The sequence below is a fragment of the Luminiphilus sp. nBUS_16 genome (genome assembly GCF_051201645.1).
In the GTDB taxonomy this organism is placed as follows: domain Bacteria; phylum Pseudomonadota; class Gammaproteobacteria; order Pseudomonadales; family Halieaceae; genus Luminiphilus.
Genome location: NZ_CP179205.1, coordinates 1261888 through 1276108, shown reverse-complemented (window position 1 = coordinate 1276108; position 14221 = coordinate 1261888). Strand labels below are relative to the sequence as shown.

Genomic DNA, 14221 nt, shown 5'->3' with positions numbered 1-14221 from the left:
GTTAAAAAGATTTGTCGGGGGCCTTAACCCCCAAGCATCAAAGGCACTAAAGACTAGCGACTCAACGGCCCTTCCAATTGGGGGCTCGCTTCTCAGCAAAAGCCATCGCGCCTTCTATGGCATCTTCACTGGTAAATACCGGCTGAAGGATGTCCTGCTGGCGACCAAACATTTCGTCAGTGCTCCAATCTTCTGAATCTCGGACGACCTGTTTACTCAGTTTAACTGCTAGGGGTCCGTTACCTGCGATCTTTGCCGCCAGCGCCTGTGCCGCAGCAAACGCCTCGCCTTCAGGCACCGTTTGGTTGATGAAACCCAAATCCTTAGCCCGCGCGGCATCCATAAAATCGCCAGTTAATGCCAATTCCATCGCGACGCGATAGGGCAGCTGTCGTGGGAAGCGCAGCAACCCTCCAGCGCCGGCGGCCAATCCTCGTTTCACTTCAGGGACACCAAATTTTGCTGTTTCCGCTGCGACGATCAGATCGCAGACCATGGCCAGCTCACAACCACCCGCCAAGGCATACCCCTCAACGGCAGCAATCAGCGGTTTTGCAGGGGGCGCTTCGGTTAAACCACCAAAGCCTCGATCCTTAATATAAGGCACCTCACCACTGACGAATGCTTTTAGATCCATCCCCGAACAAAAGGTATTGTTTGAGCCTGTTAGAATTGCCACTCGAATATCATCGTTGCTGTCGAGCTCAATAATGGCCGCTGCAAGACCTTCGGCCATGGCCAAATTAACCGCATTTTTTGCCTCTGGCCGATTGAGGGTAATGGTCATAATTCCGTCGCTTACCTCGGTAATAACTACGTCGCTCATTTTTCTATCCTCTTTTTTCATTGTATTCGAAGGCCTCGCAGTCGCGCTTGCGGGCCGTTTCAGTTGTGTCGATAAGTGGAGGCAGCTCTACAAAAAGATGAAGCTATTGCCCTGTTCACTCGGCGTCACCACGACAGACCTATTGTCAGCTTCGTGACGGTTAAAAACTTCAAGTATCTCAGAGGCTTCGCGCCCTACTTTGGCGATAAATCGCGCATCGCTCTCGAGCAAACGCCCGACAATTGTTGCGGTCTTCGGCTGTCCCTCTCGATCATACGCCACTGTGTAGGCCTCCAATCTCCCTTTACCGCTTGGGTTCGCCTCGAAGTCTGGGGCTGTTTGGTTGGACATTTGCTCTTGAAGATCAGCGCTGTCATAGGGTTCATAGCCCGTCGGCGTTGTCGAATAAATACCGACCGCATATTTGGATAGAAGCCCACCGTTAGCCGCCACTAACCCAAACTTTCCAGGGTTCACCCGGAGACACATCACCATTTCTGCCAGGGCATGCATTGAGTAACTATTACCCGGCCCCCCAAAAAAGGGTAACCCACCGGTCACGGTAAGGCCTCTGGGATCATCCCCTGATAACCCGATCGCGTCGATCGCATTGCTCACCGCAATCGGGAAGCAGCTGTAAAAGTCAAAATAGCTGATGTCATCGGTGGTGCAGTTCGCGCGCTCCAGCGCGCGCCCCAGCGCTAGACCTGCTGAAGGCGCCTGACCCAGTTCTGCGCGCAGTGTGATCGGTGGCTCCCCTGCTGCCGCCTGACCGTGAAGATAGACGCGATTCTCAGAAGGAATATTTAACTCGTCAGCCAGCTCCGTCGAAATTACCACCAAAGCCGCACTTTGATTGACCTGATCACGTGCCACTAAGCGTTGAGGGTAGGCATCAACAACCCGACGGTTGCCTGCTTCTACGGTAATGAGGTCAGCGGGAGTAAACGCCCTGTCACGCTGAGCTGCCAAGGGGTTTTCTGATGCCACCGCGGCAAAAGGTGCAAACAAGGCCCCCATTTGATCGGCCCATGTCTTTACGTCGACCCCTGCAGCGATTCGTTTGGCGTTCTCCATAATTCCATAAAATAACGGCGGTGATATCAAGCCATTCATAAGTTCATCATGCGTCGCATAATCCAAGGTCGGCTTACGATCAATTACGGGGTCATCGGAACCTTCCGACCAGTCCACATCACTGCCCTGCTTTTGAAGAAAGCGTGTCGTTGAAAGCGCCTCACCGCCACTGATCAGCACCGCTTTGGACTCCCCTTGCCAAATGCGATCGCAGGCTTCGGTGACGAGTTTCTGAGGAGTATCACCACCACTTGTTGCCCAGATTGCGGTCGCTGGATTCATGGCTAATCGCTGGCAAACAGAACGCGGGAAGTTGGTTGAACGCCCAAAGGGCCCTTCTAGGTGAGGTGCTGAATCTTCGAAGATTCGCGTGGTCATCAGCGTGTCAATGTGCTCTTTACAGTTAATCATTCCAGCATCGACGAGGGCCAATTCGGCGGCTCGAGCAGTGATTGCCACTGGCGACAGCATGGCATAATCGGGATCGTCGATGCGCTCAGTAAACTGGCTGGCACCAACGATGACTGGAGTATTTGCTGCAACGAACGGCATAGAGTGTTCTCTATTGATAAAATTGCTGGCAAGCTTACCTGCTGACCGTAGGTAGTAACACATGCATTTTTCAAATTTTGCCACTCGCTATCAAAAAAGCACGGGAACCGTGCGACTAATGGAGGATCTGGGAGCAGCAACCTCGGCAACCGGCCCCATTTGCCAACTAGGCGGCGGTAATCCCGCGCACATTCCCGAGGTAGAAGCCCTGCTGCGCGAGGCTATGGCAGATGTGACCGCCGATACTCACGCCTTTGGCAAAATGATCGGTGAATATGATGCCCCGGGGGGAAATGCGGCCTTCCGGGAGACCCTCGCAGATTTACTGACAGAGCAATTTGGCTGGCCTCTGACGCAAGACAATATTGCCATTACAAACGGCAGTCAAAGCAGCTTCGGGCTGCTGTTTAACAGTTTTTCCGGCCCATTTCCTGATCATAGCCACAAACGCATACTCCTGCCCTTAACACCTGAGTACGTGGGCTATTTTGATGTTGGTTTGGCAGAGCAGCCCATTTTTGAAGGCCGGCGCGCTGAAATCGATTTACTCCCCAATCGTCAATTCAAGTATCGGGTGAATTTCGAAGGTTTGCAGCTGAATGAAAACCACGGGGCTGTCTGTGTTTCCCGACCTACCAACCCGACGGGCAATGTCATCACCGACAGCGAAATGCGTCAACTTCGCAGCGAGTGTCAAATAGCTGACTTACCCTTAATTGTTGACGGGGCATATGGATTGCCCTTCCCAGGCATGGTGTTTACCTCGGCAACACCCTTTTGGGACGCCAACACAATTTTGCTGCTGAGCTTATCGAAGCTTGGCCTGCCGGGCCTACGCACCGGTATCGTGGTTGCTGCGCCTGAAATTATTCAACTCATACAAAATACCAACGCCATAAACACTTTGGCGCCCAGCCGCGTGGGTCCCACGCTCCTTACACCCCTGCTTCAACAAGGAAAACTACAAAGCATTTGTGATGAATTGATACGCCCGTATTACGAGCGCAAACGTGACCACGCCCTGCAGGTTATTGACGAGGTCATGGCTGATCTCCCGGTTCGAGTGCACAAACCCGAGGGTGCTTTGTTTTTGTGGCTTTGGTTTGAGGGGCTCCCAATAACCTCAGAAACGCTCTATCAGGAACTCATGGCGCTGGGAGTATTTGTGTTGCCCAGTCGCCCATTTTATCCACCAGGGCGAACTAGCTGGCGACATCAGGACGAGTGCATTCGGGTTAATTACGCCGCCTCGGAAGACACAGTGATTGCTGGATTAACTCAAATCGCCCAAGTGGTCCGCTCCCACTTCTAAGCTCCTGTTAACGAACGAAGCCACAGGTCACTGCAACGCTAAAAGTCACACTATCAGCTGAGCGTGACAAGGCGCCGCGAGAGATTCGTGGGGGCAACATTTACGCATCAGCAACGTAATTTCCTATTATTGGCGCCGCATAACACTACTCAAGGCGGTTTACCCGGCGCAAATAGCTACGCTCCGCCTCGCGAACCAACAAACCCGTATTTTGCTTTTCATCGGGGTCTTCTGTAATGAGAAAATGCAGGCCCAGCGCACAAGTCCTCCCATCTAAATGACGAACATCAGCCTCCCTGTGAACGCTTATGTCATTAAGTGTCAGGGTAAGGTGAACGTCTTCTCCAATCATGAAGCGGGTAAAGTCCTGCGCCTGCAGTCTTAAGCGCACACCACTGGTATTGATGTCCTGCGCACTCGCAGAGCAAGAGAAGCCGGCGACAGATTCAATGCGCACCGCCATGGGGAGGTCTCTCAGAATAGGCACTCGATATAAATTGCGCCTGCCCGCCGTGTGAATGGCATCAGGCATATATAGGGCTACGTCCAACTGGCCCTGTTGCCCTAGCTTTGATCTTTTGACCGTCGTTAGAAATACGTGAGCGTGATCATCGTAGTTAAAGGTCACGGTACAAAAATCGCCGGCATCAAATAGCGTCTGCACATCGTTTAATTCGAGGGTGAGTTGCACCTCTGATTCTTCTATCTTACGAAAAACTCCAAGCCAAGAGGCCCCGAGCTGGGAACTGTTTACCATGAGCTCTCGATGCCCCACGCTCGCACGTTGGAGGAGTCGCTCAACTTCACGCCGCTCTTGGCTATCAGGAGCTGTATCGATTGGCATTTCTTGAGACGCCTTAGAAGTGGGCTGTGATGAGAATAACCCTCTCAACCAACTTTTCATTCCCTAAACCCCCTGCTCCATAGTCACAGCAAAGTAAGTTACACCAAAGCGGCATTTAGGCACCACTCATCCCCCTGATAGGTATTCACAGAGACTGGCAATTTTGACCTTATCCGCCGTGGACTCTGGCAGCCTCGATCAAATCAGTCGCCAATGAGTTTGGCTATCATGGCGAAGTCTTTCTGTTTTTGTTGCTTACTGAGTCTTGAATTGGCAGGCTAAGGCTATGAAATGAACCTGCGCTGATTAGCACAGATCATTCGATAAAAGCTTGGGCTCTAAATCAACGCCTTCATTTCGCAATGCCTGTGAGGTCATACATTCCAATATGAAGCTCTATCCACCTAAGGTGGCCTTTGCGGTTGTCGTTGCCAATATGGTGGGGACCGGCATCTTCACCAGCCTGGGCTTCCAACTACTGGCAATTTCTGACACTCAACTTATTTTACTGCTGTGGTTTATCGGTGGTATCTGCGCACTTTGTGGCGCTCTGTGTTACGCAGAGCTGGGCGTCAGGCATACAGATTCGGGCGGGGAATACCATTTTTTAACGGAGCTGATACATCCTTATGCAGGTTTTATCTCAGGGTGCGTCTCGGCAACGGTTGGATTTGCTGCGCCGATTGCTCTAGCAGCCCTCACCTTTGGAAGCTATCTTCAAGCCGGCCTCGTGCCTATCGATCCGAGGTGGTCGGCCACATTTCTTATCGCTACGCTAGTCATCATTCACACTCGAACTCGCAGCGAGAGTAGTGCCGGGCAAGTCTACCTGACAGCACTAAAACTGTTGTTAATCATTGGCTTTATTAGTCTCGCGCTGTTTAATACTCCCGCGTTTATTGACCAGCTCCGTGCCGACACACAGCCCACTGCCGACACGCTATTTAGTAGCGAAGTCGCTGTTGCCCTCATTTATGTCACCTACGCTTACTCCGGTTGGAATGCGGCAACTTATGTTTTAGGGGAGATGGAAGATCCGCGACGCTACCTACCCCGGGTGCTACTCGCGGGTTGCGCTTTTGTGACTTTGCTTTATCTGGCACTCAATGCGGTATTTCTCATCTCAGCGCCCATTGATGCCATGCGAGGAGAGGTGGAAATTGGCTACGTCGTCGCAGGCTATTTACTGGGAGACACGGGCGCCCTTGTCGTCGCAGTCATACTGGCAGGCATTCTTATTTCAACCGTTAGCGCGATGGTACTTGCCGGACCGAGGGCACTGATGCGTCTTGGTGGCGACTACCGGCGCTTAAGATGGCTGGGGGTCCTCAACAAAGACGGACTGCCTAAAAACGCCATTTTTTTCATGGGCGCCATTGCACTGCTTTTTTTGTGGTCCTCAACCTTTGAGCAAATACTCGTTTTTGCGGGATTATTAATGGCGACCAACACACTGGTCACCGTCATAGCGTTGTTTATCAGTCGTTTCCGAAGCCCTGGGCATGCTGGAGACAACCTTTATCGAATGCCGTTTTACCCGCTGCCAGCCATTATTTTTCTCGGCATTACCGGTTGGACCGTCATTTATTCAGCCTTTTCATTTCCAACGCAAGTTGGTGTCTTCGTGATTGCGCTTATCGGCGGCTGGCCCCTTTATCGTTGGGCGCAAGGTTCTGGAAACTGACCTGCCTAGCGTTATTAGACTCCGCTACACTCACCCGCAGGATGGCTAGGGTATTGAACAATGACTGAAAAAAACGCTAACAATGGCGCTCGCGCCGCCGAGAACCTGACAGAACTCAAGGTTCGTATGAAGCGGTTCATCAATGAGGCCGTTATTCCTCATGAGGCTGCTCTGCTAACCGGTGATAGTCATCATCTGATGGAAGACCTGAAGGCTCAGGCTAAAGCTCAAGGTTTATGGGCATTGGGCCATCCCAGTGAGCTCGGTGGCGGAGGGCTTCCCTTCATGGACTTTGCTCATCTCAACGAAATTATTGGCCGCTCTTACTTTGGCCAAATGGCCGTAGGCTCTATCTCCATGCAAGATTCGATCATGCTTCATCGTTTTGGAAGCGAGACTCAGAAAGAGGCGTGGCTTGACCCCTTGGTCGCCGGTGACATTTACCCTTCGGTAGGGTTAACCGAGCCCGATGTCGCAGGCTCTGATCCAACACTGATGCAAAGTCGCGGCGTACTCGAGGGTGACGAGTGGGTCATCAACGGACGTAAATGGTTCACCTCTGGTGCAAATGTTGCCGCCTTCACCACCGTCTTCTGTGAGACCGAGCCGGAGCAACAACGACACGGAAAGTTTTCAGCGATCATCGTCCCTACAAATACACCGGGTTATAAAATAAAACGTGTTGTAAAAACCATGGGCGATACCGTAGGTGGACATTGCGAACTGGAACTTAAGGACGTGCGAGTTCCCGCCGCTAACATCCTCGGTGAGCGTGGGAAAGGATTTACGATTGCTCAGAAGCGCCTTGGGCCGGGTCGTATTTTTCACTGCATGCGCTGGCTAGGACAGGCCCAGCGGGCCTTCGAGTTGATGTGTGAGTATGCGGGCAAACGCTACGCCCACGGATCTTTGCTGTCTGAAAAAGGCGAAATACAGCGCTACATTGCTGAATCTGCTGCGGAAATTCAGGCAGCACGCCTTATGACCTTGGACGCAGCCCGCGTCATGGATGGTGGCGATGATGCACGCGTACAAATTGCACTGATTAAATTCTGGGGTGCTCGCATGCTGCACAACGTTATTGACCGCGCTATTCAGATTCATGGGGCCCTTGGCGTTACCGAGGATACCCCCCTTGAATTTATGTACCGAGAAGCACGTTACGCCCGCATTTATGACGGACCTGACGAAGTGCATCGCATGACAGTAGCCCGAAAACTCGTGCAAGACCCAATAGGTAATGCGCCCTGGTAAACTTTGTACAACCGAGTCGATAGTTCCAGCGTTCGGGTCGCATCTTCAAACGGGTTCCAAGCCGTCAGACTGGGCCCTGCAATTGCTTTCGTATCTCTCGGGCAATAACCCAAAGGCGGTCTTGGCCCCATAGGGAGACAATGGGCACGCCGCTGCCATCGAGCAGTCGAAAGCTAGGCACCCCCCAGCATCCGGCACTGTACATGGCGACACGATTTTCCTCTAATAACGATTCCCACCCCGCTTCACCTAGGTGACCTTTCGCAACCTGCCAATCTAACCCTGCCGCCTCAACGACCTTTTGTAATCCCCTGTCGGCTACGGTATCGACCCCCAGAGCAAACGCATGGCGCAGAAAGCTGCTGATCAGCTCAGTACCTTTTCCTTGGGTTACTGCCCAAGGGTAAAGTGAATAACATTTGCGTGCAGGCTCACCAATGGGGTCGCTGAAATTGCCATAGTCAACGCCCAAGGCCCGAGCCTCTCGAGCTGCATCCATAAAAATATACATTCCCTTCATTGGCGTAGCCGGGACGCCACGCATAACCATAGGCAATACCGGGCGCAGGTTGAGGGTTACTCCAGAATCTTTCGCGAGTTGTACCGCGCGATCAAAAATTACAGCGCTATAGGGGCTGCGTAATGACGCGTATATTTCCAACGTTAGCGAGCCGTCACTGCGTACACCACCCCAATTGGGCTCCTGACGTGGCGCTAACCATGGTGCGCTATCATTGCGATCTAGCCCCAGCTCCGCCAGTCGTTGTTCCAAGTGATGTAGGCGATCGACCCCCCAAAACCACTCACCGCCGTAATAAAACATAGCACCCGAGTAATGTTTAAGCGCGTTCCTGCGCGCGTTTCCCAAGGCCAAAGCAGCATCAACTTCCGCTTCTGAGGCGCACCCCAGCTCAGCGGCTAGTCGATCTAACTCCGAAGCATCACCAGACCAAAGCGCGCGACTCACCGGCTCAACCGCTGACACGCGCTTTACGCCACTGGCAGCCGCCAAAATCCCCTGTGCCTTTTTAATCTGCTCAGGATCAAGTGCTTCGTTGTGCTCAGCAAATTCCAGCCCATAATCTGGCGCAATCTGATGCGCATCGTATCGGGACAATCGAGCAAGCATTTCGGGCTCGGCAACGTTCTTACCAAACGATTGATTCACAAGATGACAAGTCAATTCAACATCGTAGCGATCCGCCATTTTGACAAGCAACTGAGCTGCCAAATGGCTATAAGCGTCGTCAACCTGATGGAAGTATTCGATGGTGTGAGGCCGCTTTTTTTTACGCCTCGCCCGCTCTGCGGCCGCCCGACGTTTATTGACCTGCTTTATCGTAAACAACCGGGTCATTACCCGTGAAGACATCCAGCGGACTAGGCGATTAGGGTCTGATGTTGCCAAGCCCCCCTGGTCTTCAAATTTTTCTGTCATATTGTGCACCTAGCGCTCTTGGTACGAATCCGACACATTGTTGTACTGAAGGTCCAAACACATTCCGGCAAAACCCTGCCGCGGGGTTTAATGCTTACACTATTGACTTTACAAACACAAAAATTCGAGCATTTATTGAGGCTCATGGCACAGTCTTAAACGCGCTGAAAAGCGCCCATCTAAGGTTAAGAGCACTCTGTAGAGCAAGGAAATTAGGCATCCTCCAGCGGAAAACGGTGAACCTAAAGGCAGGCCAATCACAGCAAACAGGCAGCCACCACCGGCTGCTAATGATTTTACCTTTTATAGTTTCGCCCAATGTTGATGCCAGCACGATCAACATGACTTTGGGTGAACCGCTCAGCACGGACTGAAGGCGCTGAAGCAAAAATCTCCTACCCAATTACGTCCAGCTGCTCGACCTCTGGCGCACCCGCGAGGAGCGCTCCTACTTGTTGAAACGCCGCCGCAAAATGCGCGGTTTCACCATGGGCCTTGAGTGCCGCAGCATCGACATACTGCTCCATCACTTTATACGTCTGGGTATCTGTTGTGCTTCGGTGTAACGCATAGAGCATATTACCGGGCTCGTCTTCACGCACACGTCGTGCAAGCTCTAAAAACGCCGTCTCAAAGGCTTCGTTTTTGCCTTCTTGCACTTTTATTGTTGCGATTAATCCTATCGCCATCACTGTTTTCCTTAAGTCACTGTCTGAAAAAAAACCTAATACCCTGCCGTTCCTGAACACAGGCTTTGATAAAAACTGTCATCAAGGCGCTGGTAACTCTCTGCCTTAGGAGGGCGCACATAAATTGCGTCTTGGCCCACTTGGTCTAAATGAAAGCTCTGCTCTCTTAACTCGGTCTTTACCAGTTTAAAAGTGCCCGTTGTTTCGAGGGCGCATTGTAAGCGAATAAACACGGGGCGCGCATACGCAGGCAGCTCTGTATCCACCAAGCGGCTAAACCCCGCCACATCGAAAGTGTCAGGCGACTCGACCGCCAGCGCAACCATTCCCGCTTTACCCTCGCAACCCGGCACCTCGACGCCGTACACATTAGAGAGATGAATCTGGGGGTGTTGATTCAGCACCTCTGCAACTTCATTCGTCGACACATTTTCCGACCGCCAACGGAAAGTATCCCCCGTTCTGTCGACAAACTGAAAGTGACGAATTCCAAAGGCAAAACCAACATCGATTTCTCGAATTAGATCTCCGGTATCGAACCACTGATCACCTGCTTTGAAAACGTTTTGAACAACTTTCTTCCCTGTTGCATCCTTGTTGGTGTACCCGTCGAAGGCATAGTCAGTGGTTATTTCGCCCAGTAACAGTCCTGGCGTACCAGCCGCCACTTCAATGCAGTGACCCTCATCATCGCGCAGGATTTCTTCATTTTCTTGGTCATACGCCACCAAGGCTACCTTGGCAAACGTTGCGCCAATGGTTTTATCTTTATTAAAGAAATTCGCAAAGGACACATTGCCCTCGCTGCTGCCATAGATCTCACAAATTCGCGCAACCTTGAAACGTGCCTTAAAGGCATCCCAGACATCAGGTCTTAACCCGTTCCCCAACATTTTTTCCAAAGGGTTATTCTTCTCTTGGGGATGTTCGGGCTGCTGGTTTAAATAGCGACACAGTTCGCCCACGTAGATAAAGCTGTTCGTTTTAAACTGCTGAACTTCGGACCAAAATTTTGAGGCTGAAAATTGACGCCGTAAAAATACTGAGCCGCCTGACAATATAAACGCCAACAAACCAGGGCCTAGACCGGTGATATGGTAAACGGGCAAGCAAAGGTATAAACGATCAGTGGGTTTCACTCGAAAGCCCAACCGTCCTAACACGGTGCTAGCTGCCAATGCCTTGCGATGCAGCATAATGGCCGCCTTAGGGAGGCCGGTGGTGCCAGAGGTGTAAATATAGAAGGCCACCTCTCCGGCGGTAATCTCTCGGGTTATGGGAATATTCTCAGCACTCTGACCAGCCATTTCAGCCTTGAGATCTACACACCAATCAGGACAAGTCGATGTGCCCGAGTCAGAGCACCACAGATAGGACCCAAAATCGCTCAGGGCTAGCGCCTCGCGACTCGCGTCAATGACCGAAGTCCGTTCATCGCCAACAATGATGTGATTAGCCCCGGCTGCTTGAACACAGTGCACCAGACCTGCGCCGGTCAGACTGTTATTGATCAAGGCACAACTTGCACCCACTTTGAGTGTCGCTAACAAACTTAGAATAAATTCAGCCCGGTTCTCCATCAGCAAAGCAACACTGTCGCCTCGCTTTACACCTTGCGCCTGCAGAACTCGCGCGAAACGATTGGCCGAGTCATTAAACTCACTATAGGTCCACTCTTGCCCTTCAAAAATCAGCATTATACGTTCAGTATGATCGGCTACCGTGTCTTCAAACGCTCCGGCCACCGAAACAGTTTCAGCGTGGGCAGGCATTTTAAAATTAAGCGCTGGCAATAAGTGACGCATCTCGCCAAAAACTCGGGCAACCTCTTTTATTTTTCGGATCCTTTCCAACATAACTTTGCCTCCAAGGCTGCACTTACTCACTCCTGCCGATCGATATTCGCCTGACTCATTTGTCGGGTAACACCATAACCCGTTCCCACTCTGCAGAACGACTGATAAACCCTATTTTTACCTTAAAACGCATGATGTCCTCTTCAAGCAGCGTTATTTCCGCCGGCTTATACTCACCTAGTGGCGGCGCATACACCTCGCCCCTCCATGTATTTTCTTCAGCACTCTCCACCTCAAGGTTGCGTGCCACTGCAAAACCCACTGCATCCGGGTTTTTATCATTTCTAACAACAACACCCGTATTACTATCAGCGTCGAATTGAATCCAAACCGTCTCGCCCTGACGCTTCCAAACACCCTCTATCGTGCCGGCCAAAAGCTCCATGGCGAACCCCAAAAACATGAAAAAAATAATCCCTCGAACCATTGTGAGCCTCTCTGCTATTGAATTGCCGATGCCGTTTACTACATATTCTAGTTAATACACTCCGATCATCTTAAACGCCCCGCACCACTATTTAGCATAGAATATGCCAATATATTGAGTGCCATGGCAAGTCCATTCCTTTATATTGTCGATTGTGATGGAACAAACGCGGTTGGGAAACCACCAAGCTCTGTAAAAACGATGGCATTATTTGAAAAAGAAATCTACGGGAGCACTTTGCGCCAAAGTGCAACGTCCCCGACCGAGGGCCACTCGCAGCCGCAACCCTTTACTTAATTACACAGTTGTCTGAAGATTCTCAGCGCATTGAACCAACCATTGGAGCCCGTTGTTGTGGAAATCAATCAAAAAATTATCGTAGTCACCGGTGCCGGCAGTGGTATCGGCAGGGCCCTCGTTGAAAAGTTTGTGGCTGACGGCGCTAAACAAGTCATCGCCGTCGATATCAACGCCGCGAATGCTGCAGAGACCGCCGACGCAAACGCCTGTCTGGCAATGACCGCAGACGTTTCATGCGAAGCGGACATGATTCGCGTCATCGAAGACGTTGAGTCTCAGGTGGGCCCCATTGATCTTTTTTGCAGCAACGCAGGGTTGGCTGCAGCGCCCAGCGAGCAATCCCCCGATCAAGAGTGGCAAATCAGTTGGGATGTTAACGTCATGGCACACGTTTATGCCGCTCGCCATCTGGTGCCACGAATGATCAAGCGAGGAGGCGGTTACCTCCTTAATACAGCCTCTGCCGCTGGACTTCTTAACCAAATAGGCGGTGCCGCCTACGGTGTTACCAAACATGCAGCTGTGGGCTTTGGCGAATGGTTAGCTCTTACTTATGGCCATCAGGGCATTAAAGTATCGCTACTGTGCCCACAGGCAGTTCGTACCGCTATGACCGCAACGGACCCTGATCAAATCGGTACTGAAGGGCTTCAAGCCGCTGCCGGAGATGGCATGCTCGAGGCCAACGTCGTGGCCGACATCGTGACAGCAGGCCTCCAAGAAGAGTCTTTCTTAATTCTGCCTCATCCCGAGGTCACTCAGTACATGCAGCGAAAAACAGCAGATTACGACCGTTGGATCAAAGGAATGAATCGGTTCCATCAGACGCTCACTGAAGCGTGATCACAAAAACCTGCAGCATAAAAAGACGAGACGCCAACTTCGAAAATTTTTCGTAAGATTTTAGCGATAGCTTCGCTTTGCCAACTGATGTGCAGGCTCAAACAACAGGCGTTTGAATTATCAGTCTTAGCAAGCTCCCCGGCGCCACCCTACCCATGTCGCATTAACTCCCGGGCCTACCTCACCAACCAGTATCTGTGATCGCTAATAGCTGGGCTAGTGGGTTGCGCAAAGGGCTCTGACCGCGGGCATTTAGGGCAGCGCCGCGGCAACCAGTCAGCCAGCACTAATCTTGGGGGCCAGCACTTGGTGGCATATTTGACTGGCCTGACGCCGTTGAGATATACCCGGCAACGGATAAGCCAGAGAGCAATGTCATGGCAGTAGAAATAGACCATCAATTTTTTGCAAGCGCCGATAGTTTGTGGGCAATTCTAGGCACGCCAGATCGTGTCGATTGGGTGCCGGGGGTAGAGCATTGCGACCTAGAGGGCGATGTTCGCTCACTAACACTGCCGGGAGCAGGAGACATTAAAGAGCAAATACTGCTTCATAGCGATGAGTGTCACACCCTAGAATATTCCTGCATTGAGGCTCCGGGGCCTTTGCAGTCACATCGTGCGAGAATTGAGGTTATTCCCACGAGTACTGGGTGTCGGCTTCTCTGGCAGACAGAAGTCACTCCTGTTGAGCTTGAAGCCTTTATACGCACCAGTATGGAGGGGTGCTTAGTTCGCCTAGAGGAATTATTGGCCGCACAGCGGTGAAGCATTGCCCACGCCACCCCGAAGCTATAGCACTCAGAGGCAATAGCGGCAAAGGTCACAAGTGAAATAGCAAAGCTTTAAGCCTTTAAAGCTCGAGCCCTAAGTCATTTAGGCTTTTTCGCACTTTTTGAGCCTGACAATTAGTAGCCAACAGCAGCCTTTAAACACGGGCTCCCAGTTTGCGGTGTTGAGAGGCACAAAGCTGACGGGGTGCGACATTAGGTCTCATTTCACATCTGTATTCCAAAAACAACCCGCAGTATTTGGGCATACAAAAAACTCCAACATACTTACAATTAAAGTGCTCAGAAAATCTTGAGCGCTCTTAAGAATCTTATAAAAATCCCTGGGA

General features: G+C 51.5%; 12 protein-coding genes. 5 read left to right on the top strand and 7 right to left on the bottom strand.

Annotated features, from left to right (window positions below; translation table 11 throughout):
- Nucleotides 1-61: 61 nt before the first annotated feature.
- A complete protein-coding gene (locus ACMAY6_RS05620) occupies nucleotides 62-826 on the bottom strand; it encodes a crotonase/enoyl-CoA hydratase family protein (protein ID WP_435215183.1) in 765 nt (254 codons plus the stop codon).
- Nucleotides 827-913: 87 nt separating this feature from the next.
- On the bottom strand, nucleotides 914-2455 hold the full coding sequence (locus tag ACMAY6_RS05615) for a hypothetical protein (protein WP_435215182.1): 1542 nt from the start codon (nucleotides 2453-2455) through the stop codon (nucleotides 914-916).
- A gap of 61 nt (nucleotides 2456-2516) precedes the next feature.
- Between ACMAY6_RS05615 and ACMAY6_RS05610 the strand changes: the two genes are divergently transcribed.
- A complete protein-coding gene (locus tag ACMAY6_RS05610) occupies nucleotides 2517-3767 on the top strand; it encodes a valine--pyruvate transaminase (RefSeq protein WP_435215180.1) in 1251 nt (416 codons plus the stop codon).
- Nucleotides 3768-3912: 145 nt separating this feature from the next.
- Here the strand turns inward: ACMAY6_RS05610 and ACMAY6_RS05605 are convergent, their stop codons facing one another.
- Complete coding sequence (locus ACMAY6_RS05605; protein WP_435215178.1) at nucleotides 3913-4611, bottom strand: PilZ domain-containing protein; 699 nt, start codon at nucleotides 4609-4611, stop codon at nucleotides 3913-3915.
- A gap of 331 nt (nucleotides 4612-4942) precedes the next feature.
- Between ACMAY6_RS05605 and ACMAY6_RS05600 the strand changes: the two genes are divergently transcribed.
- Nucleotides 4943-6295 (top strand): APC family permease, encoded by a 1353-nt coding sequence (locus ACMAY6_RS05600; RefSeq protein WP_435215176.1) that lies wholly within the window; start codon nucleotides 4943-4945, stop codon nucleotides 6293-6295.
- Between the two features lie 60 nt (nucleotides 6296-6355).
- Nucleotides 6356-7549 (top strand): acyl-CoA dehydrogenase family protein, encoded by a 1194-nt coding sequence (locus ACMAY6_RS05595; protein ID WP_435215174.1) that lies wholly within the window; start codon nucleotides 6356-6358, stop codon nucleotides 7547-7549.
- A gap of 64 nt (nucleotides 7550-7613) precedes the next feature.
- Here the strand turns inward: ACMAY6_RS05595 and ACMAY6_RS05590 are convergent, their stop codons facing one another.
- From ACMAY6_RS05590 to ACMAY6_RS05575, 4 genes are all read right to left on the bottom strand, one after another.
- The gene (locus ACMAY6_RS05590; protein ID WP_435215172.1) at nucleotides 7614-8987 is read right to left on the bottom strand and encodes a DsbA family protein; all 1374 of its coding nucleotides are present in this window, start codon (nucleotides 8985-8987) and stop codon (nucleotides 7614-7616) included.
- A gap of 395 nt (nucleotides 8988-9382) precedes the next feature.
- Nucleotides 9383-9676, bottom strand: a complete 294-nt coding sequence (locus ACMAY6_RS05585) for a putative quinol monooxygenase (RefSeq protein ID WP_435215171.1) — start codon at nucleotides 9674-9676, stop codon at nucleotides 9383-9385.
- Between the two features lie 35 nt (nucleotides 9677-9711).
- Nucleotides 9712-11532, bottom strand: a complete 1821-nt coding sequence (locus ACMAY6_RS05580) for a long-chain-acyl-CoA synthetase (protein ID WP_435215170.1) — start codon at nucleotides 11530-11532, stop codon at nucleotides 9712-9714.
- A 55-nt stretch (nucleotides 11533-11587) separates the two neighbouring features.
- Nucleotides 11588-11959, bottom strand: coding sequence for a DUF2147 domain-containing protein (locus ACMAY6_RS05575; RefSeq protein ID WP_435215168.1), 372 nt, complete (start codon nucleotides 11957-11959; stop codon nucleotides 11588-11590).
- Nucleotides 11960-12313: 354 nt separating this feature from the next.
- On the opposite strand from ACMAY6_RS05575, the gene ACMAY6_RS05570 reads away from it, so the two are divergent.
- A complete protein-coding gene (locus tag ACMAY6_RS05570; RefSeq protein WP_435215166.1) occupies nucleotides 12314-13102 on the top strand; it encodes an SDR family oxidoreductase in 789 nt (262 codons plus the stop codon).
- Between the two features lie 377 nt (nucleotides 13103-13479).
- Nucleotides 13480-13869: an SRPBCC family protein gene (locus ACMAY6_RS05565; protein WP_435215164.1), complete on the top strand. Its 390-nt coding sequence runs from the start codon at nucleotides 13480-13482 to the stop codon at nucleotides 13867-13869.
- The last annotated feature ends 352 nt before the right edge of the window (nucleotides 13870-14221 follow it).

What these genes read in the sequence shown, in the direction of transcription:
- ACMAY6_RS05620 (WP_435215183.1), bottom strand. Translation starts at nt 826, where the DNA reads ATGAGCGACGTAGTTATTACCGAGGTAAGCGACGGAATTATGACCATT.
- ACMAY6_RS05615 (WP_435215182.1), bottom strand. Translation starts at nt 2,455, where the DNA reads ATGCCGTTCGTTGCAGCAAATACTCCAGTCATCGTTGGTGCCAGCCAG.
- ACMAY6_RS05610 (WP_435215180.1), top strand. Translation starts at nt 2,517, where the DNA reads ATGCATTTTTCAAATTTTGCCACTCGCTATCAAAAAAGCACGGGAACC.
- ACMAY6_RS05605 (WP_435215178.1), bottom strand. Translation starts at nt 4,611, where the DNA reads ATGCCAATCGATACAGCTCCTGATAGCCAAGAGCGGCGTGAAGTTGAG.
- ACMAY6_RS05595 (WP_435215174.1), top strand. Translation starts at nt 6,356, where the DNA reads ATGACTGAAAAAAACGCTAACAATGGCGCTCGCGCCGCCGAGAACCTG.
- ACMAY6_RS05590 (WP_435215172.1), bottom strand. Translation starts at nt 8,987, where the DNA reads ATGACAGAAAAATTTGAAGACCAGGGGGGCTTGGCAACATCAGACCCT.
- ACMAY6_RS05585 (WP_435215171.1), bottom strand. Translation starts at nt 9,676, where the DNA reads ATGGCGATAGGATTAATCGCAACAATAAAAGTGCAAGAAGGCAAAAAC.
- ACMAY6_RS05580 (WP_435215170.1), bottom strand. Translation starts at nt 11,532, where the DNA reads ATGTTGGAAAGGATCCGAAAAATAAAAGAGGTTGCCCGAGTTTTTGGC.
- ACMAY6_RS05575 (WP_435215168.1), bottom strand. Translation starts at nt 11,959, where the DNA reads ATGGTTCGAGGGATTATTTTTTTCATGTTTTTGGGGTTCGCCATGGAG.
- ACMAY6_RS05565 (WP_435215164.1), top strand. Translation starts at nt 13,480, where the DNA reads ATGGCAGTAGAAATAGACCATCAATTTTTTGCAAGCGCCGATAGTTTG.